Origin of the sequence: Gloeomargarita sp. SRBZ-1_bins_9 (assembly GCA_039794565.1) — a bacterium.
Lineage (GTDB): Bacteria > Cyanobacteriota > Cyanobacteriia > Gloeomargaritales > Gloeomargaritaceae > Gloeomargarita.
Genome location: JAUQVX010000004.1, coordinates 76,480 through 97,191, shown reverse-complemented (window position 1 = coordinate 97,191; position 20,712 = coordinate 76,480). Strand labels below are relative to the sequence as shown.

23 protein-coding genes are annotated in these 20,712 nt (G+C 58.1%); 11 read left to right on the top strand and 12 right to left on the bottom strand.

The window, feature by feature from the left end:
• Nucleotides 1-2 precede the first annotated feature (2 nt).
• Together Q6L55_05800 and Q6L55_05795 are read right to left on the bottom strand one after the other, a co-directional pair.
• A complete protein-coding gene (locus Q6L55_05800; protein ID MEN9258228.1) occupies nt 3-2,021 on the bottom strand; it encodes a cellulose biosynthesis cyclic di-GMP-binding regulatory protein BcsB in 2,019 nt (672 codons plus the stop codon).
• A gap of 130 nt (nt 2,022-2,151) precedes the next feature.
• The gene (locus Q6L55_05795) at nt 2,152-3,567 is read right to left on the bottom strand and encodes a phospholipase D-like domain-containing protein (GenBank protein ID MEN9258227.1); all 1,416 of its coding nucleotides are present in this window, start codon (nt 3,565-3,567) and stop codon (nt 2,152-2,154) included.
• 62 nt (nt 3,568-3,629) lie between these two features.
• Between Q6L55_05795 and Q6L55_05790 the strand changes: the two genes are divergently transcribed.
• The 6 genes from Q6L55_05790 (at nt 3,630) to Q6L55_05765 (ending at nt 10,133) form a co-directional block, all read left to right on the top strand.
• Entirely contained in the window at nt 3,630-4,262 is a 633-nt protein-coding gene (locus Q6L55_05790; protein MEN9258226.1) for a sigma-70 family RNA polymerase sigma factor, read from the top strand.
• 39 nt (nt 4,263-4,301) lie between these two features.
• A complete protein-coding gene (locus Q6L55_05785) occupies nt 4,302-4,772 on the top strand; it encodes a zf-HC2 domain-containing protein (GenBank protein ID MEN9258225.1) in 471 nt (156 codons plus the stop codon).
• A gap of 75 nt (nt 4,773-4,847) precedes the next feature.
• Nucleotides 4,848-6,146, top strand: coding sequence for an efflux RND transporter periplasmic adaptor subunit (locus tag Q6L55_05780; GenBank protein MEN9258224.1), 1,299 nt, complete (start codon nt 4,848-4,850; stop codon nt 6,144-6,146).
• Nucleotides 6,147-6,193: 47 nt separating this feature from the next.
• Nucleotides 6,194-7,399 (top strand): ABC transporter permease, encoded by a 1,206-nt coding sequence (locus tag Q6L55_05775; protein MEN9258223.1) that lies wholly within the window; start codon nt 6,194-6,196, stop codon nt 7,397-7,399.
• A gap of 294 nt (nt 7,400-7,693) precedes the next feature.
• Entirely contained in the window at nt 7,694-8,236 is a 543-nt protein-coding gene (locus tag Q6L55_05770) for a hypothetical protein (GenBank protein ID MEN9258222.1), read from the top strand.
• Nucleotides 8,220-10,133 (top strand): right-handed parallel beta-helix repeat-containing protein, encoded by a 1,914-nt coding sequence (locus Q6L55_05765; GenBank protein MEN9258221.1) that lies wholly within the window; start codon nt 8,220-8,222, stop codon nt 10,131-10,133. The genes Q6L55_05770 and Q6L55_05765 overlap by 17 nt, the downstream gene beginning before the upstream one ends.
• On the opposite strand, the gene Q6L55_05760 is transcribed toward Q6L55_05765, so the two are convergent.
• The 7 genes from Q6L55_05760 to Q6L55_05730 form a co-directional block, all read right to left on the bottom strand.
• The gene (locus tag Q6L55_05760; GenBank protein ID MEN9258220.1) at nt 10,130-11,371 is read right to left on the bottom strand and encodes an LCP family protein; all 1,242 of its coding nucleotides are present in this window, start codon (nt 11,369-11,371) and stop codon (nt 10,130-10,132) included. The genes Q6L55_05765 and Q6L55_05760 overlap by 4 nt on opposite strands.
• Before the next feature lie 140 nt (nt 11,372-11,511).
• Nucleotides 11,512-11,847 (bottom strand): hypothetical protein, encoded by a 336-nt coding sequence (locus Q6L55_05755; GenBank protein MEN9258219.1) that lies wholly within the window; start codon nt 11,845-11,847, stop codon nt 11,512-11,514.
• Nucleotide 11,848: 1 nt separating this feature from the next.
• The gene (locus Q6L55_05750) at nt 11,849-12,574 is read right to left on the bottom strand and encodes a peptidylprolyl isomerase (GenBank protein MEN9258218.1); all 726 of its coding nucleotides are present in this window, start codon (nt 12,572-12,574) and stop codon (nt 11,849-11,851) included.
• The gene (locus Q6L55_05745; protein ID MEN9258217.1) at nt 12,574-13,137 is read right to left on the bottom strand and encodes a photosystem I assembly protein Ycf4; all 564 of its coding nucleotides are present in this window, start codon (nt 13,135-13,137) and stop codon (nt 12,574-12,576) included. The genes Q6L55_05750 and Q6L55_05745 overlap by 1 nt, the downstream gene beginning before the upstream one ends.
• Before the next feature lie 13 nt (nt 13,138-13,150).
• Nucleotides 13,151-13,906, bottom strand: coding sequence for a response regulator transcription factor (locus tag Q6L55_05740; protein MEN9258216.1), 756 nt, complete (start codon nt 13,904-13,906; stop codon nt 13,151-13,153).
• 104 nt (nt 13,907-14,010) lie between these two features.
• Nucleotides 14,011-14,646: a DUF3318 domain-containing protein gene (locus tag Q6L55_05735; protein MEN9258215.1), complete on the bottom strand. Its 636-nt coding sequence runs from the start codon at nt 14,644-14,646 to the stop codon at nt 14,011-14,013.
• Nucleotides 14,647-14,682: 36 nt separating this feature from the next.
• On the bottom strand, nt 14,683-14,889 hold the full coding sequence (locus tag Q6L55_05730) for a hypothetical protein (GenBank protein ID MEN9258214.1): 207 nt from the start codon (nt 14,887-14,889) through the stop codon (nt 14,683-14,685).
• A gap of 108 nt (nt 14,890-14,997) precedes the next feature.
• Between Q6L55_05730 and nrdJ the strand changes: the two genes are divergently transcribed.
• Complete coding sequence (gene nrdJ / locus Q6L55_05725) at nt 14,998-16,176, top strand: ribonucleoside-triphosphate reductase, adenosylcobalamin-dependent (GenBank protein ID MEN9258213.1); 1,179 nt, start codon at nt 14,998-15,000, stop codon at nt 16,174-16,176.
• Between the two features lie 2 nt (nt 16,177-16,178).
• A complete protein-coding gene (gene pth / locus Q6L55_05720) occupies nt 16,179-16,754 on the top strand; it encodes an aminoacyl-tRNA hydrolase (protein ID MEN9258212.1) in 576 nt (191 codons plus the stop codon).
• On the opposite strand, the gene Q6L55_05715 is transcribed toward pth, so the two are convergent.
• Nucleotides 16,751-17,083, bottom strand: coding sequence for a metalloregulator ArsR/SmtB family transcription factor (locus tag Q6L55_05715; protein ID MEN9258211.1), 333 nt, complete (start codon nt 17,081-17,083; stop codon nt 16,751-16,753). The two genes, pth and Q6L55_05715, sit on opposite strands and share 4 nt — an antisense overlap.
• Before the next feature lie 113 nt (nt 17,084-17,196).
• On the opposite strand from Q6L55_05715, the gene Q6L55_05710 reads away from it, so the two are divergent.
• The 3 genes from Q6L55_05710 (at nt 17,197) to Q6L55_05700 (ending at nt 18,908) form a co-directional block, all read left to right on the top strand.
• Nucleotides 17,197-17,889 (top strand): MBL fold metallo-hydrolase, encoded by a 693-nt coding sequence (locus tag Q6L55_05710; GenBank protein ID MEN9258210.1) that lies wholly within the window; start codon nt 17,197-17,199, stop codon nt 17,887-17,889.
• A gap of 23 nt (nt 17,890-17,912) precedes the next feature.
• Nucleotides 17,913-18,476 carry a rhodanese-like domain-containing protein gene (locus tag Q6L55_05705; protein MEN9258209.1) on the top strand — a complete coding sequence of 188 codons (564 nt, stop codon included), beginning with the start codon at nt 17,913-17,915 and terminating at the stop codon, nt 18,474-18,476.
• Nucleotides 18,477-18,650: 174 nt separating this feature from the next.
• On the top strand, nt 18,651-18,908 hold the full coding sequence (locus tag Q6L55_05700) for a hypothetical protein (GenBank protein MEN9258208.1): 258 nt from the start codon (nt 18,651-18,653) through the stop codon (nt 18,906-18,908).
• On the opposite strand, the gene Q6L55_05695 is transcribed toward Q6L55_05700, so the two are convergent.
• Both Q6L55_05695 and Q6L55_05690 read right to left on the bottom strand, forming a co-directional pair.
• Nucleotides 18,894-19,106 carry a hypothetical protein gene (locus Q6L55_05695; protein MEN9258207.1) on the bottom strand — a complete coding sequence of 71 codons (213 nt, stop codon included), beginning with the start codon at nt 19,104-19,106 and terminating at the stop codon, nt 18,894-18,896. The genes Q6L55_05700 and Q6L55_05695 overlap by 15 nt on opposite strands.
• Before the next feature lie 28 nt (nt 19,107-19,134).
• The gene (locus Q6L55_05690; GenBank protein MEN9258206.1) at nt 19,135-20,694 is read right to left on the bottom strand and encodes an FAD-binding domain-containing protein; all 1,560 of its coding nucleotides are present in this window, start codon (nt 20,692-20,694) and stop codon (nt 19,135-19,137) included.
• Nucleotides 20,695-20,712 lie beyond the last annotated feature (18 nt).

The following is a 20,712-nucleotide window of genomic DNA, read 5'->3' as shown; positions in this document are numbered from 1 at the left end:
GCTTAAGGGGTAGGGGGCGTGGGTGCTTTGGGAGGCTGACCCAGTCGTTGGTACAATCGCCAGGCTACCAGGGCACCGAAGGCCAAAAACAGGACGAGGAATACCCAGCGATACCGGCGCAGGATCAACCACCAATTTAGCTCAGTCGGGTAGGTCACCTGCACCGTTTCACCACTCAAATCCCACATCTCCAACTGACCCTGGGGCGTCACCGTCACCACATTCCCCTGGAGTTGATTGCCCCAACTGGCGATGGGGTCAGCTAGGGTCGCACCGGTCTGAGCTGCCACCTCCGGCCTATCCCCCCACCAGGACAACCACAGCGTCGGCGTTCCCTGGTGCAAAAACGCCTGCAACAGGCCAATACTCACCCCCAACCGGGCCTGCAACAGGGGCTGCTGATTCGCGGGATTGATGATGGTGAAATCCTGTGCCAAGCGAATCGGGCTATTGAAGGGGGTTTGGGGTCCTGCGCCCACCAACCGCCAGGCCGGTCGCCCCGGTAGATTGTTCCAGTTGCCAATCTCCTGTGCCGGTAGCACCTGGGGCAGTAGGGGCCGTCTGGCCAAGCGGCTGAGCATCCCCAACACCTGGGCCGTGCCCGCCACCAACGCCGGATTGTCCGTATCTACCACCACCTGCCCTTCCCCTAAAAACGCCTGGGGCACATCGGCCAGGGTACCTTTGGGGGGTTGGTAATCGCTCCAATCCAGGTAGGACTCTCCCAGCACCTGCACCGTCACCGGTCGGGGCGCCAGGCAATTCCCCGGGTCATCCGGCACAAACAACACATCCAGGTTATTCACCCGCTGCAGACGACGCTCCGGCAACGGCAACGTGACATGGAGCTGGGTGTCGGTGCCCACGTTGAAGCTGTTGACCAAGGCGCCGTTGAAAAAAATCTGCGCCCGCATGGTTGCCCGGTCCCGCTCGCTGCGTTGACTAAACCGCGACCGTAACGCCAGGACCAAATCCCGGGGTCGTCCCCCCAACTGGGCCAGGTCAAACGTCAACCGAAAGCTCTGGACACCCACCCCCGTTTTCGCCGTTTCCGGCCAGCCCAACTCCGCAAACGACCGTCGGTTACGGGGACGGTCCGGCCTAGGCAAGTCCGCAGCCCTCACCTGCACCGTTGGCGCCACCAAGTCCGGTCGCAGTTGCGCCAGGGAACGCACCACCTCCGGTCGGGCCTGCACCCGCAGACGATTCCCCTGGCGTTGTAGGTCGGGTGCTGGGGTCTCCTGATGCAGCACCACCAGTGCGTCTGTAGCCTCATCCACCGCCCCCGGTGCCCCCGTCACCCACTGCACCGGCACCCGCGTGTCGCGCCAGTGATAGTTCAGCAGGCTATATAGCCACAGGGCTGCCTGGGTTGTAGCCTGGTCCATTTGGGGCGGAACCGCCATCACCACCCGCCGGTAGGTGGGACGAAACCAAGCATAGATGGAGTTATCCGTAGCGGTGGGCACCAGTTGGAAAAAACTATTTTCCCCCACCGTCAAAAACAGGTTTCCCGAGATGGCATCTTGGCAAAAATCCTGGGAAATCCGCAAAAACCCTTCGATCCCCACCGAAATAAACCGTTCCCCAGGCGGCGGCATCCGCAACGGTATACGCACCGTTTTTTGGGGGATCAACTCCTTCACCGGGATCACTCGCTCCGGTCGTCCATTGACCAGAATCCGCACGGTAGAATCCCCTTTGAGCACTGGCGAAGGGGCCAATTCTAACTGCACAAAACTCTGTTGGACATCCAGACCACGACCATGGATGGGAATACTCACCCCGAATTCCGGGTTGGGGCCGCGCAGGACTACCGGGCGGGTATAGCCCAATTGCTGCAGGGAAATCACCCGTCTAGGCAAATTCGGTTGGTTCTGGGTAGCGGCGACCACCGCTGGTTGTTGGCGCGCAACCCTTTGCCGTTGTCGTCTCGGAACCAATTGGGCTTGGCCGGGCAGGGAACTGGCAAGCAAGTTCGTGCCCACCACAACCGCAACCAACCACTGCCATCGTCTCATACTCTGCTGCCCCTCCTTAGATTCTCAGATCCGCCATCGTCCCTGGACGCGAGTTTACTTTTGCAGCGGAGGAGCTTGGAACTTATTCCGTTGACCCTGCGGTTATTATCCCCTAACCCTAGCCAATTGCTCAAGGACCTACCACGCGACCGCAATTCCGGTCCGCCTCCTTGACCGCCCGGAGCAACCATCCCGGCGGCCCCAGCTGGGCATTTCGCATCAAACGTTCAAATTCCCGCTGGAAATGGGCAGCCACCGTAGCGTTGCGAATCACCAGGAGGGTTTCATCGTTGTTGTGGTTGGCCGCCGGCGTCCAGTTGTGGGAACCCACAATAACGATGTAGTTGTCAATCAGGCCGAATTTATGGTGCAACCGGTCCCCTTTTGGCAGTTTGGGAACACCGACTTCGCGGGCGGGATTGCGCCAGGGGGCGTTATTGGGTTCGTATTTGCAGGTGCCTTTGCGGGGCAGCGCCAACCCCCACATATCCAGCGTCTCGCTGTAGTACTTATAGGCAAAATCTGGTTCAATCAAAGCCCGAATGCGCACACCTTTGTTGTGCAGGGGTTCCATCACATCCACCAACGGTTGCTCAGAAAACACGAATAAGGCCAGGTCAATGCTACGTTGGGCTTGGCTGAGGGTTTCGGCAATCAGGGCGTTGGTGCTTTGGTGCCACTGGCGGCGGCGGGCCGGCGAAAACATCACCGTAAGACGGCCATTGCCCACGTTCAGGGTCTGGGGCGGGCGCAGGGGTTTCTGAATGCCAAAGCGGCTATCCGGTAGCCCACCCGGTCCATCCCCCCACATGATGTTAAATTCCTCCACAAACAACCGCGCCACCTCCGGGCTGTCAATTAGCAGAAGGGAATTGGGGTTACCTCGGCTTTCCGGGGAACCAAAATCTCCATGCATATCACTGGTGGTGAAATTGGCCGAGGTGACCAGCACCCGCCGTTCATCAAAGACCATGAATTTATGGTGCATCAAGCCACTGCCTTTGGACCCATCGGCCGTATCGTCAATCAGAGGTACATTCCCGTTTTGGAAGATGATAATGGCGTCGCCATTGTTGATTTCCTCTTGGCTGAGGCGGCCATCCCCATTGGTGTCCATGAGTTGGAAGACCTCTTCATAACGGCTGCGGCTATGGGGATTGAGTTCATCCACTTGGGCTTCGGTCAACTGACTCAAAGCTACGTTGTAACTGTTTTCCAAGATGACCCGTACCCGTACGCCCGCTTGGTGTTTTTGCACCAGGGCTTTGGCCACCAAGGGCAAGCGAATTTCCTGCACGGCCACATCAATCGAGCGGGTGGCATTTTCGATCTCCCGCAGAATGATGGCTTCGAAATTATCCCCATAGCGTTCGGGGACCTTTGTGCGGTAGGGGTCGCGGTAGGTGGCGGCTTCGGATTGGTTGAAATAGGCCTGGATCATGGGGTCCTGGGGCAAGGGGCGGACTTTGGGGCGTAACCCACAGCCAAAGGGGGCCACCGCCAGGATTAAGATGGGAATAACTCGCAGGAACTTGGGCCAGGTCATGACGTCTCTACTCAGTGGCCAGGTAGATACTGAACGACTTAGGCTCACCCATGCATCCACCGTTGTCTGCTGCGTGGTCCCGTTTTGAGGTGCCGTCTGTGCCTGTGGGCAAACTCACCACCGAGGAGTTGGTCTGCCGTTGCCAACAGGGGTTACAGCCTGACCGTGCTGCCTTCACGGAACTGGTGCGTCGCCATCAGACCCACGTGGAGCGTCTCCTGTACCATCTGGCGGCCGACTGGCCAGACCGGGCGGATTTGGTCCAGGAGGTGTGGGTGCGCGCCTACCGTCATATTAAGCGACTGCAAGACCCTAAGAAGTTTAGGAGTTGGTTAAGCCGGATTGCCACGAATCTGTTTTACGACGAGCTGCGCCGTCGCAAACGCCAGCGAATGACCGTCTCTTTGGATGCGCCCCGCCAGATGGGCCATACCGACGTGGATTGGGACCTGCCCTGCGACCACCCCGGCCCCAGTGACGACTTAGCCACCCAAGAGTTTTACGAGCGCCTGCAACGGGCCATTGCTGAGCTGCCCGAGGTGTTTCGCACCACCATTATCTTGCGGGAGCTAGAGGGCTTGGCCTATGAGGAAATTGCCGAGATTACCGGAACCTCCTTGGGAACGGTGAAGTCCCGGATTGCCCGGGCGCGGGCGCGTTTACAGAGCCAACTGAAACCCTACTTAGACAGCTAGTTTTGTGCCATATTAGTAGCGGGTGTGCCGCTTCCGCCTATGTTAACCACACGTCATGAGTCCCTCGACCGGTTTGAACTGCTCAGCGCCTATGTGGACGGGGAAGTCAGTCCTGAAGAACGGGCTTTGGTCGAACATTGGCTGGCTACGGACCCGGAGGCGCAGCGTCTATACCGTCAATTGGTGCAATTGCACGAGCTTTGTCAGGAATTGCCCGCCCCCACACCGGGGATGCCCGTGGATGAAGTGGTGACCGGCGTATTGACCCGTATAACCCGGCGCGCCCGTAAGCGACTGGTTTGGAGTGGCCTACTGGTGGCGGCTTCGGCCCTGGTAGGGGGTGTCCTTTCCGGTCTGGTGACCCGTACGCCGACCCCCGAATTGGCCCAGCAACCTAGCCCATCGGTCAGCACGGCCACCCTGCGCAATCCCCAACGGGCTTTACGCATCACCCTGGAGCAACCACCGGTGACCATCCCGGCCCAACTGCGGGAGCAAATCCGGGATTAAACCTGCACTGGATTCGCTGAACCCCAAAGCGGCTACGGCAGTCTAGAATACAAGGGGGGTTGAGGTGGGTCAACCGTGTTCAAACGGGTCAAGCAGGCTAAAGGCTGGATACCGCTGGTGGGAGCAGCCGTAGTCATCACCGGTGGGATTTGGTGGTGGCAGGGACGCCCTCGACCCGCTAGGCAACCGGCCGTCAAAACTGCGGTGGTGACCCAGGAAACCCTGCCAGTGACCGTCCAGGTGAACGGGGAAGTCCGCCCAGAACGCACGATTAATATCAGCCCCAAAAATGCCGGTATCGTCCGGGAACTGCGGGTGCGGGAGGGGGACCGGGTGGTGGCAGGTCAAATCCTGGCCCTTATGGACGACAGTAACCTGCGGGGGCAACTGATCCAAGCCCAGGCCCAAGTCCAAGGGGCGCAAGCTAATCTACAACGACTCCTGGCCGGCAACCGGCAGCAGGAGATTGCCCAGGCGCAAGCCCAGGTGGCGGAAATTCAAGCAGCGCTGCAACAGGCCCAATTGAATCTCCAGCGTAACCAAACGTTATTTGCCCAAGGAGCCATCTCCCAGCAAGAGTTAGACCGGACCCGCACGGAACGGGACCAGCTCCAGGCGCGACTTCAGCAAGCCCAACAGGCACTGGCTTTGCTGCAAGAGGGATTCCGCCGAGAGGACATTGCCCAAGCACGGGCGCAGCTGCTCCAGGCCCAAGGTGTGCTCCAAGTGGTGCAGTCCCAGTTGAATGACACGGTGCTGCGGGCGCCCTTTGGCGGTATCGTCAGCCGGATTTACGCCGAACCCGGGGCATTTGTCACCCCTACGACTTCTGGGAGTACGGTGGCCTCAGCCACGTCATCATCGGTGCTAGCCCTGGCAGGACCCAATCAGGTGGTAGCCAAGGTTCCAGAAACGGTCTTGCCCCAGTTGCGCCTCGGCCAGACCGCCAAGATCATTGCCGATGCCTATCCCGAAACCCCTTTCACGGGACGGGTGGTGCAAATTGCCGTGCAGTCGGTGATTGAACAGAACGTCAACAGTTTTGAGGTACGGTTGGCGGTACAGGACCCCGACCAAAAACTACGGGCTGGGATGAATACGTCGGTCGTGTTTCAGGTGGGAACGCTTAAGGATGCCCTGGTGGTGCCGACGGTTGCCATTGTGCGCCGTGAACGCCGTACGGGGGTATTTCTGGCCACCGATCCGCCCCAGTTTCAACCCATCCGTACAGGCGTCAGCGTGGGGGACAAAACCCAAGTCAAGGAAGGCCTCAAACCCGGCGACCGGGTCTTGCTAAGTTTCCCCCGGGGTGAACGTCCCCGTACCCAATTAGCGCCGTTGATCCCCGGATTGGGAGGACCGCCCCGCCGCTGATGTGGAAGCCACAACCGCCATCGCTGAGCTGGTTGGACGTTTTAGCCATGGCCTGGCGTTCCCTGGGGGCGCGGCGCTTACGGGCGTTTTTGACCATGCTGGGGGTGGTCATCGGCATTGCGTCGGTGATTATCGTAACAGCCGTGGGACAAGGGGTGCAACAAGCTACGGCGCAGGAAATTCAAAATCTAGGCACCAATCTCCTGCAGGTGCAGGCGGCTCCCCCCCGGGTGCGGGGCATTGCCCAAGCGGTGACAGCCGTGAGTACCTTGACGCTGGAGGATGCCCAGGCGGTAGCAACACAAGCGCCCTCGGTGCAAGCGGTAGCTCCCTATCTGACGCGACAACGCCAGGTCACCTACGGCACAGAAAACACCCTGACCCTGGTCAACGGCGTGGATGAACACTTCTGGGAGGTGCGCCAGTTTACGGTGGATCAAGGGCGGGTGTTTACCCCCACCGAGTTAGAAACGGCCCAATCGGTGGTGGTCCTGGGGGCGACGGTGGCGCGGGACCTGTTTGGCCGGGAATCTCCCTTGGGGAAATCGGTACGGATTCAAGGGGACCGCTACGAGGTGATTGGGGTGCTGGCGCCCAAGGGCACTACCGGCGGCTTTGACCAGGATGACCAGGTGTTTATTCCCCTCAAGAACATGGCCGCCCGCATTGTGGGGCAAAACGCGCTCCAGGGCATTGCCATCAGTGGCTTCTGGGTGCAAGTACCGGATGAATCGGAGATGGAGGCGGCCCAATTCCAAATCACGAACCTTTTGCGCATCCGCCACAACATCTACCCGCCCCAGCCGGATGACTTTCGCATCAACAACCAGGGGGACATCATCAGCGCTTTTACGGCAATAACCGGCCTGCTGACGGTGATGGTGGGTGCCATTGCGGCCATCTCCCTCGTCGTGGGGGGCATCGGCATTGCCAATATCATGCTGGTGTCCGTGGTGGAGCGCACCCGGGAAATCGGCATCCGCAAGGCGGTGGGGGCGACCGAAGGGGCAATCCTCCATCAATTTCTCACTGAAGCCATTCTCGTGTCCCTATGCGGCGGTCTGGTGGGTTTGCTGCTGGGTATTCTGGCCGCCTGGGGAGCCGCCCAACTTCTCAATATTCCCTTTGTGTTAGCGCCCTGGGCCATCACTGCCGCCTTGCTCCTGTCTGCGGTCGTCGGTTTGGTCGCCGGTGTGGCCCCTGCCCAGTATGCCGCCCGGTTGGACCCCATCGTGGCCCTGCGCACTGAGTAGATGAGCTACCATCTTAAATCACTCTTAACTCGAAAATAATTCTTCATTAAAGCTGTGAGGTTGAGTTTGTGGCACCATATCACTTTGGTGGTGTGAGGGAAGAAATTAAAACGCATGGTTTTCTGGAGGAGGTTTCTTGGAGTTGGGCTATCCCTACTGCAGGTGTTTTTGGGCGTAACTGCCCAGGCCCAAACCAGGGTAAGCGATATAAGGTTTTTACCATCTGCAGGGTTACGTTATACCAATCGGTCTGGGGGAACGGTTGGTTTTACCAGTATTGAGAGCTTCTTGCCCTTGGGGCAACGTCCGGGAAACATAACCTACATCGCACCAATCTTTAATATTTTTGATACTGGTGAGTTGGGCGGCAATTTCATTCTAGGTCAGAGGGTCTATGATTTAGAAAATCGTCGTTTATTCGGGGGCTATATTAGTTGGGATGGAAGGGAGTATAATGGCCATTTCTATCACCAAATCGGTTTAGGATTTGAAACAGCATTCGATCTATGGAACGTTAATCTTAATGGCTATATTCCTGTTGGCAGGTCACGTCGCCAAACTGGTGAGCAGATTCTGGGACTAGCGAGGGTACCATTTAGGGGAAATCGCTTGTTCTTAGAGGGCATAAATTTTTTTGATGCTGCCATGTATGGTTTTGATATAGAGGTGGGGCGTATCATACCCTTGCATGAAAAAGGTTACCTACGCCCCTTTATGGGGGGGTATTTTTTAACTGCGGAACGCAGTGACAATGCCCTAGGTATTCGCGGTGGCTTGCAGGCTATCAGAGAAGGTATTTCCGGCAGTCTAGCCCTACAACATGATGGTTTTGTTTAGTATTGGTATCCATCTCACGGAATGGGCAGGCATCAGACGGACTGCACCAGCAACTACAGCAACTATACAAACTCTACTCGCTCAGGCAGGCCACCAACCTCTAGAACTTCCAGACGGGACCTTGTCTTTAGCAACGGCAAGTTTTGTACAACAGTTAGGAGCTTTACCTACACGCCGAAATGCCATTACGATAGAACAGCAGCGTATTCGTGATGACATTATTGCACGGGGACCGGACGGTCAACCCTACGAAGTTTTCCATGTTGTTGTTGGGGCAGCGGGGGGAAATGGAACCGCAGAGAACCCCTTTGGTACGATACAACCTGCCTTGAACGCCGCAGCGAACGGGAATAACTCCTTGGTTTATGTGCGCTCCGGTAATAACACAGGCTTAGCACCTTTTACTGTTCCGTCAGGCACCCAAGTCTTTTCTAGTGCCGTCAACTACCCATTACCGGTGCGTACTCGCTTTAACCCTATACGCACCATCACGATTCCCGCTATAGCCGGTGATGTACGACCGGTGGTGCAAGGAACCTTCGGGCCGGGTAATTTGGCTAGTGGTCAGGCGGTCATTACCCTAGGGAGCAATACCACCTTGGCCGGTTTTGAGGTGCAAATTACCGATACATTACCCGTTGGTGGTACGCCAGGTCGTCGAGGTATTGCCGCTGTCGGCTCTGAAAATATACGCATTCTACATAATGTAGTCAATAACGCCTTGGGTGAAGGTATCTATCTAGAGAATGTGCAGGGTAGAGCTGAAATTATCAACAATACTGTTATGGGTACCCGTTCTAACATAGGTGCTTTTGCAGATTTTAATGGGGCTATTTTCTTGACCAACTCCCAGGGGAACATTAACGCGGTTATGCAGGGTAATACGGTCACGGTTCCGGCAGGAGCAACGGAAGTTGATGGTATCGAGATTAATTTGTGTCGCAGTGGCGCTCCCTTCATAGCTTGCAGTGGCCCGGCCTTCGGTCGCTATCTGGTGACGGGTAATACGGTCACAGCTCCAGGAGCTACGGGCGGTGCCGACGGGATTGACTTCAATTTTGGTACAGGTGCCCATGCTATCGTGCAGATTCTTAATAATACTATCAATCAATTTCCGGATAAGGCGATTAGCTTTGGTGGCATAGGTAGTAACAATGTAGCGGCCCTTATCGGCAATAATGCAATTAGTAATGTCGGTGATAACGGTATTCACATCCGACCACGAGAAAATTCTAACTTCCGCTCATCAGTAACCATTGATGGTGTAACCGTCAGCGGTATTACGATTACGAACAACTCTATCAGTAATGTGGGGGGACGGGGTATTGATGTCCGCCTTGATGATGATGGTGGCTTACTGGCCGCTAACACAGCTCAAGCTGATGTCGAGCTGCGAAATAATACTATAACCAATGCCGGTCAAGATGGCATCCGTTTACGCACTGAGCAGGGGGGCCAACTCAATGCCGTAGTTCAAGGAAACACGGTCAATGCAAGCGGTGGCTCTGGTGGTGATGCGGGTATTTTCTTGCGTTCTGAAGGCACGTCTCGATTAAATGCCACCTTAGTTAATAACGTGGTCACAAATACGGCAACCGGTCGGGATGCGGGTGTTTTGGGCCGTGCCGATAACAACTCAACCATGTGTCTCCAAATCCAATTCAACCGCTCGCAGAATCCTGCCATTGCCAAGGATTTCCGTTTACGACGGAATGCAGCAACAGCCAATCTCCAACTTTTCGGCATTACCAGCCCACTACCAGTAGCAGCTAATAGCTCTGGCCTACGGTCTGCTCTCGAGGCTCAGGGAAATATAGCCAATGTAAGCGCTGATAGTCGTTTCCAAGTTCAGAGTAACTCGGTACAAGTACCAACGGCCATCTGTACTTTCCCCTAATTCTTGAGATAGAATCGCCAATCTCGGCCAATTCGCACCGTGACATCGGAATTGAGGATGCCGGTGCTATCAACTCGCACTTCCCCAAACCCCAAAGCATCCCGCACCGCCTGCGCCGCCTGGAGGTTCCCCTGCTGGGCAATGATCACCGTTTGGTTGAGCGTCTCGTGCCAGGGGACCTCGCGATAGAGCCGCCGGTAACCCGCCCGCAACAGATGCTCCGTCAAAGCCGGAATCGCGTCCCGGTCGCCGGTGCTGTCTTGCAGTACGACCTCTAACTGGGCAAAACTGATGTCCTTTTGTAGAGGCGGTGCTGCCTCTAGGCCAAAGTGTTGGACGGCCATCTGCTGGATGCGGGTAGGGTCGGGAATCCAATAGCTGGCCAGGCGACCGCTGCCCCCAAATTGGCCCGGCAAGAGGAGCATCTGGAGTTTCTCCCGCGGCGTCTGCTGAACAAACCGCACCAGGGCCACCAATTCTTCCCCCGTAAGGTTGGTGTCCACATATTCCTTGATGACGGCCAAAATCTGGGGCAACCGGGTCAGGGTTTGGGGGGTTAAGGCCTGCTCCTGAAAAGCCCGCATAAACATCTGCTGCCGTTGAATCCGGCCAATGTCCCCCAGCCCGTCCTGACGATACAGGAGAAAATGCAACGCCTGTCTGCCATTGAGCCTTTGGGGTCCCGGCCGGAGATGGATGTAGAGATGCTGGCTGTCGTCTTGGTATTTCAGTTCCCTAGGCACGTTGATCGTAATACCGCCGATGGCATCCACCAGGGCTTCAATGGCCATCGGATTTACCCGCACATACCGGTCAATGGGGACTCCCCCCAACAGGGCGCTGACCGTCTCCGCCGCTAACGCAGGACCACCTCTGGCGTTGGCCTCGTTTAACTTGCTGTAGGGGTCATTTTTGATCAGCACCTGGGTATCCCGGGGCAGGGACAGAATCGTCACCGTGTCAGTCGTGGGGTCAAACCGCAACAACATCATCGTGTCGGTCAACCCCTCAAAATCATTGACCCGCTTATAGTAACCCGCCTGGGCATCCAGCGACAGCACCTTAATTCCCAGAAACAGGACATGCACCGGGCGTCGCAATTCCGGTACCCCCCAAAAACCACCGGTCAGGGGTTCCCCAAAAAAGGTTTTCGCCTCCTCCTGGCTCAACCAACGCTGTTGCAGGGGCGTGCTGTGCAAAAACCAGGCCAAGCCACCCCCCACCGCCGCCGAACTCACCGCCAGGAGGGTAAATAGGGCCAGACCCCAACCCCCCCTTCGCCTAGGCCGCGCTTTGACCGGTGCAATACGAGTTGGTGTAGGTGTAACCGACACAGACCTTCTCCCCCATTAAAGGCCAGTCTAACGCAAATTCCCCCTCAAGGTAAACGACGGGCCAGACGGGCCAGCCCCGGCAGAGACGGCGATTCCCCCCGCCAGACCCGCACCGTCAGCCACACCTGCAGGATGAAATAGACCGACGTCGTTAGGCTATTGACCAGCAACGCCGGTAGGGCCAAGGACTCCTGCTGCGCGGCCATCCCCAACGCCCCATAGGCCACCAGCCATAACCCCGTAAGTGTAATGACGGTCCGGCTCAACTCCCGTTCCTGCACCGAACGGCCACGATTCGTCGCCAGATTCACCAGCGCCGGCACCAGCCCCACCACCGGCAGTAAGTACACCACTAGCCTCAGCCGGGAAACCGGTTGCATCTCACTGCACCGTGGTCAAGTTTTCCGCCCCCTGCACCACCCGCGCCCGGGTGATTCGGTCCCCCTGCTGAATCTGGTCCACCACCTCCATCCCCTTGGTCACATAACCAAAGACCGCATAGTTCCCATCTAAAAAGCTCGTCTCCGCCAGCGTGATGTAGAACTGGGACGAAGCGGAATTCGGGTTTGGGGAACGGGCCATGGCCACTGCTCCCCGCCGGTGACGCAACTTGGGCGCCTGGCGAATATTCTGCTCCGGGAAGGTACGCCCATAAAGCGCCTGGGTCGCCCCCTCCGGTTTGATTTCTAGGGGAATGACCCGTTCCCGCTTGGTCTGGGGGTCCACAAACCCACCCGTGCCATTGCCTTTGGGGTCCCCCCCCTGCACCACAAATGGCTGCGGTTCCCGCACCACCCGGTGAAACGTCAAATTGTCGTAAAAACCCCGCTGCACCAAATCCACAAAATTCCCCGCCGTAATGGGCGCGTCCTCCCCATTCACCTCCAGGAGAATGCTCTGGCCGTTTACCACCAGCTCGACCGTGGCCTTACCGTTCAAGCAGGGATAACCCCGCAATGGTTGCACCAGCTCCGGGGGAATGTTGCAGTTGGTAGAGGTCATCGCTACCGGCTCCGACGGTTGTTGGGGGAGAGTCGGGCTGTCGGCGTTAGCCTGGCAACCCATCAGCCACAATAGCACAAAAGCCAACAGCCACACGCGCCCCATCACAAGCCCTCCACCGGCACCCCCAAAAACCGGGCCAACCGGGCCGCCCGCTCCTCCAGTTCCGCCAGGGCCATCGGTCGCCCCACCTGGGTCAGGGGAATATCCCGCTTGCCCCGCAGCCGCAGATACAACGCCCGCCGGGGATTAAGGAAATTATCCCTAACCGCCACCCGGATCGCTTGCACCTCCCCCAGGTCATAGGTCAATTCCACCCGCCGGTTTTTTCCCGGCCAGCCCCAGCGGAAAATCGTCACCCGCTGCTTTTCCTTATCAAATTCGTTGTAGCCGCCCCCCACGTCCCAGAGAATCAACAGCCACAAAAAGCCGCTCAACAGCAGACCCGCCACCCCGTAGGCCCCCATCACGATCCCCTGGGGAATAAATAACAACTGGGTCGGGTCGGCAAAGGGTAGCAAATTCACGTGGGTATAACTGGAAATTCCCGCCAGCACAAATCCGAGCCCCCCCAGACCGGTCACTGTTGCCCACCAGTAATTGCTCCAGCGGCGCGCACCCTGAATGCTCTCCCGGTAGCACGTCGGCGTGACCGTTTCCGTCGCCATAATCCCTATCCTATCAGGTTTGGGGCGGAGATGCTGTGGTCTCCGGCCGGCCCGTGGGCAGTTTACCATCCGTAGGTGGCAGTTCCAGGCAATAACCCGCCCCGTAGACCGTTTTGATGTACTTGGGATGGCGGGGGTCCGGCTCTAGCTTGGTGCGCAAATGCCGTACATGTACCCGGATGGTCTCAATGTCATCGTCCGGGTCGTACCCCCACACCTCCCTGAGGATGTCGCTGGGTGACACCGTTTGCCCGTGGCGTTGCAATAAACAATGCAGTAGGTCGAATTCCAAATGGGTCAGCTTGATCGTCTTGTCAAACCAAATCGCCTCAAACCGCTCCGGGATCAAGGTCAAAGGGCCGTAGCTGAGAATTTCACCGTGGGCCGCCTGAGGAATCCGGTCGGCGCGCCGCAATAAGGCCCGCACCCGCGCCAGCATCTCCTGCACCTCAAACGGTTTGGTTAGGTAATCGTCGGCGCCGGCGTTAAAGCCCTCCACCTTGTCCTGGGTCTGGCTCAGGGCGGTCAGCATCAAGATGGGAATGTGACTGGTCCGTTCATCCCGCCGCAGCCGCTGGCATAGGGTCAACCCATCCACCCGCGGCAACATCAAATCCAGCATGATTAAATCCGGCATTAACTGAATCGCCAGGGCCTGTCCCTTGACCCCATCATTGGCTTCGCTAACATCATAACCCGCCAATTCCAGATTCACCTTCACCAATTCTGTAATGGCGGCATCATCATCAATCACTAAAATCCGTGGCATAATAAAGCAGCAACAAAAACAACTTTCTTATAGGCAAAAGCATTACCCAGTCCCGTGGGTCTGCTCAATCCTATTATAGGGGGTTGTCAAGGCAATCCCGGCAGTTAGGCCCGGGAACGGCCCTGACTAGCTTGTTTAGCCCGCTGGGCGCTCCGTTTCAGGGCATCCAATCGTGCTTCGTAACGCCGACGTAAGTTCTTGTTGGGGGTTTGTTCTGCCAGGAGTTTCAGGGCGCTTCCCAGGCTCTTGTAGGCCGCTGGCAGGGTGTAACCGTGTTGGGTCGCCAGTTGAATAGCCCGTTCATCGGCCTGGATAGCCCACTTGAGGGCGTTTTGTTTCTGGTGCCGCCGCCACAGCCGATACCCGGCAAACCCCGTTAGCCCCAGGGATAAAAGCAGCAGTAGGGTATCCTGCACCCACAGTTCCCCGACGGTACCCCCCAAACCAATGGCCAGGGCCGCCATCTCCCAGCCCTCCTTAGGCAAGGTATCGCTCTGGATACGGGCCACCTCATGCCAGAAGAGCAAATTGCGCTGGTCAATGGCCAGTTGCTCCCACCGCACCGGATCGATTTGGATTTCCACCTGGTCTTTGTCCACCTCTTCGCTGGTGATCACTGGGGGGTTCATAGCTGTACTGGGCACCACCGTCACCCAGCCCCGCATCTCCATGGGCAATAACCCCTGCAGACGGCGGAATTCCCCCTGGTAGGCGTCGGTCGCGGCACTGTAGTTAGGCATAGGTCGGCACTCCGTGGCGCTGGTGACTATGGTAATTCAGGAGCGGAGGGCAACAACACGAAATCCCATGACACATTCAAAGGCCAGCGGCTCTTGCGCTTCGGTGCGTTGTGCTGGATGACCACAGCCTAGGCGTCCTCCCGACCAGCGCGGCGTTCCCATCTGACTCGCCAGGGGACAACTTTGACAAATCACCTCCGGTTCCAGTACCTGGTCGCTGAGTACAATCCTCAGGGTTGTCATCCTGGTTACCCGGCCTTCGTTCACATCCCTGATGATTTCATCATAGCTAAAATGGCTGGGGGAGCGAGAGTGGTATCATGTCCTACGTTGAGCGCTGAACGAACAACGATGACCCAAGCCCCGGAACGTTTCCTGAACCTGACAGACAGGACCCTAGAGGCGGAACTAGACCACCGCATGAGTCGTTATGGGCTAAATCCCTGCGGGGAAATCATCGGCGCCGACTTTCACTGTAACCTGGCGGAAATTCACCTGAACCAAATTGATCCCCACAACTTGGAGGAGCAGGAAAAGGCCTTTACGGCGGGGGCATTGACGGTGGCCGCCTTGTTGCATCACCGGTTTGTGGAACCCCGATTTCAGTACTCTAGGGCAATTGACCCCATCGTCGGCGTGTCGTTTACGGGGCTGTTTGATTTCTTTGTGCATGCCTTTGGCAAAGTGTGGCTGCAGTGGTGGGCTGCCGGCCGACCGGATGACGATTTGGGGGTGAGGTTTCGCCAGAAAGAAGCGGACTACTTGACCTTTTGGCAAGGGGTGGTCCACCGGGTGGTGTGGGATTACTGCGACCGGCATGGCCTGCGGCGGCCCAATCGCTGTACAACGGTGCAACCGGCAGGAACCAAAAGCTTGCTAACCAATGCCTCCCCGGGTTGGCATCCCCCCAAGGCCCAGCGTTATATCCGCCGCATTACCTTTGCCAAAAATGACCCGGTGGCCTTGGCCTGCATGGACTACGGCTACAGCGTGGTGCCGGGACAGGCGGATAAGGATGATCAGGGGCAATTGCTCAATGACCCCTTTGACCCCCGCTGCAGGGAATGGCTGGTGGAAATTCCGGTGGCGGTCTCCTGGGCGGATATTGCCGACGAGGCGGGGGTGGACATCAGCCGGTTCAGCGCCCTGGCCCAATTTGATTTCTACATGAACGTGCAGCGTCACTACACCACCCACAACACCTCGGCCACGATTGAGTTTCGCGAGCAGGAGATTGAGCCGCTGGCCGAGCGGATTTACCGGGCCATTCACCAGGATGAAGGCTATATCAGCGCAGCGCTCCTGGCCCGCTTCGACGCCCTGCAAACCTTTCCGCGACTGCCCTTTGAACCCATCAGCAAGGACCGTTACGAGGAATTGATGCAGGCGGTGTTGCGCCGGCGGAAATCCGATGATTTTGGAGCGCTGTTGCGGCAGTACGACCAGCCCCAAATGCCCCTGGCGCCGGAGGTGGCAGCCTGTGAAGGGATGACCTGTGCAACTCCCAGTTCACCGCCGGCTACCGGCTAGCGATGACCCCCTTGCGTTTGGTGGTGGGGTTGGGGAATCCGGGGGCCAGGTACGAGCGCACACGGCACAATGTGGGGTTTCGGGCAGTAGAAGCCCTGGCGCACCACTGGGGAGTCACCTGGCGGGAAAAAAGCCAGTGGCATGGCTGGATAGCCGAGGGGCCGGAGGTTCTGCTGCTCAAGCCCAGTACCTATATGAACCAGTCGGGGTTAGCGGTCCACGCCGTTTGTCGCTGGTTTCAGTTCACCCCTCGGGAAATTCTGGTGATTTATGACGACTTGGATTTGCCCTTTGGTCGGCTGCGGTTGCGGGCCCAGGGGTCGGCCGGCGGTCACAACGGGATCAAGTCCATCATCGCTCACTTGGGTACTCAGGAATTTCCCCGCCTGCGCATCGGCATCGGTCGTCCGCTGGGGGGAGACAGCGCCCATTACGTGCTGGCACCTTTCCCGCCGGAACAGGAGGCCCTGCTGCCCCGTTTGCTAGGGGAAGTGGTGCGCGTGGTGGATCTCATACAACAACAGGGCTTGGAACGGACCATGAATGTGGCCAATACCTGGGTGCTGCCTACGCCCTAGGTCCGCGTAGCTTCAAAGGTCTGCAGTTGGGCCTGCAACCGGTTCTGCAACCCCTGACACACCAGCTCGCACATGGGCAGGATGATGGGGTCGCTGATTTGGTAGTACACCTGCACCCCCTGGGGCTGCCGCTGCACCATCCCCGCCTGGGTGAGAATTTTTAGGTGCTTGGAGACGTTGGCCTGGCCTAACCCCGTCGCCGCCATGATTTCGGTGACGTTTTTGGGGCCGTCTTTAAGGGTACACAGCACTTGCAACCGGCTGACCTCCGACAGAACCTTAAAGTAGTCCGCCACCTGCTCGAGCACGGCCACTGACATTGTCGCCATACACTGTCCCGCCATCACTGCCTTAATCCCAGCATAACCCACTTGTCGCTTGTATAAATTATTATATGGTTATACACTAAAAACTAGTGGTGCCACATAGGAGGGCAAGAGTGATGCTATTTCGGCAGTTATACGACCGGGAGACCTGGACCTACAGCTATCTGATTGCCGATCCGGAGACGAAGGAGGCGGCGCTAGTAGATTCGGTCCTGGAGCAGGTGGAGCGGGATGTGCAGTTGTTGCGGGAGTTAGGGCTGACCCTGCGCTATGCCCTGGAGACCCACGTCCATGCCGACCATATTACTGGTGCCGGCAAGCTGCGGGAGGTCACCGGGTGTCAGACGGTGATGCCGGTGGGGGCCAAGGCGGAGTGCGCCGACCGGTTCATTGCCGATGGTGAGGTGCTCCAGGTGGGGAAGGTCTCGATTCAGGCGATTGCTACCCTGGGGCATACGGACAGTCACATGGCCTATCTGGTCAACGGCACGCACCTGTTGACGGGGGATTCCTTGTTTATCCGGGGTTGTGGCCGGACGGATTTCCAAAGCGGCAACCCTGGTCAGCTCTATGATTCCATTACCCAGCGGCTGTTTACCTTGCCGGATGAAACGCTGGTGTATCCGGGGCATGACTACCGGGGTCATACGGTTTCGACCATTGGGGAGGAAAAGCGCTGGAACCCGCGGTTGGCCGGCAAGTCTCGGGATGAGTTTATTGCCATCATGAACAGCCTGAACCTGCCGGATCCGAAGAAGATTGCTGAAGCGGTGCCGGCGAACGAACGCTGCGGTCTAGTGACGGTGTAACCGCGCCAAGGAGGAGGAAAGCGATGACTCAAGCGCAAACGACGTTGCCTGGGTTGCGGTGCTGGGACCCGGCGACGCTGAAGGCGGAGTGGGAGGCCGGACGGGTATGGCTGGTGGATGTGCGAGAACCGGCGGAGTACGCAGGAGAGCGGATTCCGGGAGCGGTCTGTCATCCCCTGTCCAAGCTCAACCCGGCAGAAATTAAGTGCCCGGAGGACAAGGTTCTGGTGTTGTACTGCCAGTCGGGGAACCGTTCCTATCGGGCAGCGCAGCAACTGTTGGCCGCCGGGTGCGAGCAGGTGACCCATCTGCAAGGGGGTATCTTGGCCTGGAAGGACGCCGGTTATCCGGTGGAGCGCAATCCGAAAGCGCCGATTAGCCTGTTCCGGCAGGTGCAAATTGTGGCCGGGTCTCTGGTGTTGCTGGGGACGATCCTGGGGGCGACGGTCTCGCCTTGGTTCCTGCTGCTGAGCGGGTTTGTGGGGGCGGGGCTGGTATTCGCCGGCGTGACCAATACCTGCGCCCTGGGGATGCTCTTGGCCAAGTTGCCCTATAACCAGCGGGTGGGCCAAACATGGCAGTCCTAGGGGGTTATGCCCTGGCGGTGCTCATCGGCCTGAGTTTGGGGTTGTTGGGGGACGGTGGTTCGGTGTTGGCATTCCACCGAAAACGGCTGTCCCCATGACCCTGGTGGTGGTGGGTGCGGTGAGCCTGCTGGGGGCGGTTCCTTATCTACGCCGGGGGCAGGTGGCCTGGCGACGATGGTGGGGGCCTATGGGGGAGCGCGTCTGGCGGCGTTGCCCTGGGTCACCGATGCGTTACAGATGACGTTGTTTGCGGTGGTGATGCTGGTGGCGGCGGTCTTGATGATCCGGCGGCGTCCCCCCGAACCGGACTTGGCCGCCCCTTATGTGCCCCCGGTTTGTCCCTACTGCTGGTTGCTGTTGGTGGGTCTCTTGACCGGCGGGGTGGTTTTGCCATTGTCCCGGCGCTGGTGCTGCTGGCTAAGCTGCCTGTGAAACTGGCCATAATTTGATGATGTCGCCTTCCGGTAAGGGCATGCGTATCTCCAGCACGCCATCGCGGTAGGCAATGCGGCTCCGGCGCTTTTCCCCTAGCTCGGTCAAGATGGCTTCCAATTCTGCCCAGTCCAACCCGTGAATCACCAGCCATTGACCCGGGGGAATTGCTAATTGCCGCAGTTGCAGGGTCACCATGGACTGAACCCCCATCCTAGCGCGCCCCCTATTCCGGCCAAGGACCCCAATCCAGGGACAACTGCTGCACGCCGGCGGCCTGTTGGTAATAGCGTTGCCAGCGCTGGTGATAGCGTTGGATGGCGGTTTGGGTCTGTTGGGCGCGGGTGAGTTCGGGTCCCTGTTCGCGATACAGGCGTTGGCGGATACGGGCGCGGATGCCCTGGATGATGGCGCCATGGTGTTGTCGGGTTTGCGCCCAGTCCAGCATGGGTGGGGGGTAATGGGCCAGGGAAACTTTACCCCAATCGTCCGGACCAATGGCGCGCAGCTCCGGCACCCAGTAGTGGATAAATTGCCAGTTTTCATCCCGCTCGCGGGCGTTGCGTTCGGGGTTGTAGATGCGAAAACCGGGCGCTAAGGGGTTGGTAATCCCCGCTTGGCTTTGCCATTGCCAGTGGTCAATCGCCAGGTCCCCGTCGATTAAATACTGCATGTAGTGGCGGGCGCCGTGGTGCCAAGAAATGCCGCAGTTGATGGTCAAAAAGGTGGCGCACATAGCCCGCATGCGAAAGTTCATCCACCCCATGTGCCGCAATTGGCGCATGCTGGCATCCACCAGGGGAAAACCGGTCAACCCTTGTTGCCAGCGCCAAAACAGCTCCTGTTTCTCGGGCGATAGGGGGGCGTCGGTGTACCAGTCGTCGAATTCGGGGTAGAGATTGCGATGGACCAACTGGGGGTTGTCGTAGAGGCGTTGACTAGCGGCATCGCGCCAGCGTAACCGGTCTCGAAAGGCCCGCAGGGATAAAACGGCCCGGTGATGGTCGGGGTAGGCGCGGCGTTTTTGCTGCACGGCCTGGTACACCTGGCGGTTGCTAATCGTGCCGAAGGTCAAATGGGGCGAGAGGTGGGAGGTGGCCCCCTGCTGGGCTAACCAGGGACGAGAAAGTTTCCAGTGATAGCCCCAAAAGCGCCGCTCTAAAAAAGATTGCAGGGTGGCTTGCGCTTGGGATGCACCGCCCTTGAACCAGGGGTTGGGTGCACAGGGGAGGTTGAACGTTTTGGCAATATCCGCTAGGGGGATTTGGGGGGTGGTCAGGGTGAGCGGGGGGGTCGTCAACCGTTCGGGCGTGGGATACAGGGGTTGGTTTTGGTAGGCGTAGTACTTCTCCAGCCAATCGTCCCCGTGACCGTTGGGGTTCAGGAAAAAGTTGGTGCCTTCCGTAATGGGCAAATGACGTTCGCGGTAGAACTGCACAATGGCCCGGTCCCGTTCTAGTCCGTAGGTCACCTGGATGTCCCGGTTGAACCATAGGTGGGGTATGTACCCCTGGGTCAACAGTTCCTGGGTCAAGGTCTGGATCACGGCTATGCTGGGGCCCAAAAAGATATAAAGCTGACTGCCCCGCTGTCGCAGTTGCCAGTCTAAATCCGCCAGGGATTCCCACAAAAACTGCACGCGATGGGCGCTGATTTCCGGTTGCCGGTAAAACCAGGGGTCAATGACGAAAAAAGGGAGGATTAGGCCCTGGCTGCCCCGCCACACGATTTCGTTATCCCCCAGGCGCAAATCCCGGCGAAACCAAACCAAATTAATCGGGGGCATCCGGCAACCGCAACCCTT

Excerpts from the sequence above, each read along its gene's own strand:
- Q6L55_05800 (MEN9258228.1), bottom strand. The coding sequence starts at position 2,021 with ATGAGACGATGGCAGTGGTTGGTTGCGGTTGTGGTGGGCACGAACTTG.
- Q6L55_05795 (MEN9258227.1), bottom strand. The coding sequence starts at position 3,567 with ATGACCTGGCCCAAGTTCCTGCGAGTTATTCCCATCTTAATCCTGGCG.
- Q6L55_05785 (MEN9258225.1), top strand. The coding sequence starts at position 4,302 with ATGTTAACCACACGTCATGAGTCCCTCGACCGGTTTGAACTGCTCAGC.
- Q6L55_05775 (MEN9258223.1), top strand. The coding sequence starts at position 6,194 with ATGGCCTGGCGTTCCCTGGGGGCGCGGCGCTTACGGGCGTTTTTGACC.
- Q6L55_05765 (MEN9258221.1), top strand. The coding sequence starts at position 8,220 with ATGATGGTTTTGTTTAGTATTGGTATCCATCTCACGGAATGGGCAGGC.
- Q6L55_05755 (MEN9258219.1), bottom strand. The coding sequence starts at position 11,847 with ATGCAACCGGTTTCCCGGCTGAGGCTAGTGGTGTACTTACTGCCGGTG.
- Q6L55_05750 (MEN9258218.1), bottom strand. The coding sequence starts at position 12,574 with ATGGGGCGCGTGTGGCTGTTGGCTTTTGTGCTATTGTGGCTGATGGGT.
- Q6L55_05745 (MEN9258217.1), bottom strand. The coding sequence starts at position 13,137 with ATGGCGACGGAAACGGTCACGCCGACGTGCTACCGGGAGAGCATTCAG.
- Q6L55_05740 (MEN9258216.1), bottom strand. The coding sequence starts at position 13,906 with ATGCCACGGATTTTAGTGATTGATGATGATGCCGCCATTACAGAATTG.
- Q6L55_05735 (MEN9258215.1), bottom strand. The coding sequence starts at position 14,646 with ATGCCTAACTACAGTGCCGCGACCGACGCCTACCAGGGGGAATTCCGC.
- Q6L55_05730 (MEN9258214.1), bottom strand. The coding sequence starts at position 14,889 with ATGACAACCCTGAGGATTGTACTCAGCGACCAGGTACTGGAACCGGAG.
- nrdJ (MEN9258213.1), top strand. The coding sequence starts at position 14,998 with ATGACCCAAGCCCCGGAACGTTTCCTGAACCTGACAGACAGGACCCTA.
- pth (MEN9258212.1), top strand. The coding sequence starts at position 16,179 with ATGACCCCCTTGCGTTTGGTGGTGGGGTTGGGGAATCCGGGGGCCAGG.
- Q6L55_05715 (MEN9258211.1), bottom strand. The coding sequence starts at position 17,083 with ATGGCGACAATGTCAGTGGCCGTGCTCGAGCAGGTGGCGGACTACTTT.
- Q6L55_05710 (MEN9258210.1), top strand. The coding sequence starts at position 17,197 with ATGCTATTTCGGCAGTTATACGACCGGGAGACCTGGACCTACAGCTAT.
- Q6L55_05705 (MEN9258209.1), top strand. The coding sequence starts at position 17,913 with ATGACTCAAGCGCAAACGACGTTGCCTGGGTTGCGGTGCTGGGACCCG.
- Q6L55_05700 (MEN9258208.1), top strand. The coding sequence starts at position 18,651 with ATGGTGGGGGCCTATGGGGGAGCGCGTCTGGCGGCGTTGCCCTGGGTC.
- Q6L55_05695 (MEN9258207.1), bottom strand. The coding sequence starts at position 19,106 with ATGGTGACCCTGCAACTGCGGCAATTAGCAATTCCCCCGGGTCAATGG.
- Q6L55_05690 (MEN9258206.1), bottom strand. The coding sequence starts at position 20,694 with ATGCCCCCGATTAATTTGGTTTGGTTTCGCCGGGATTTGCGCCTGGGG.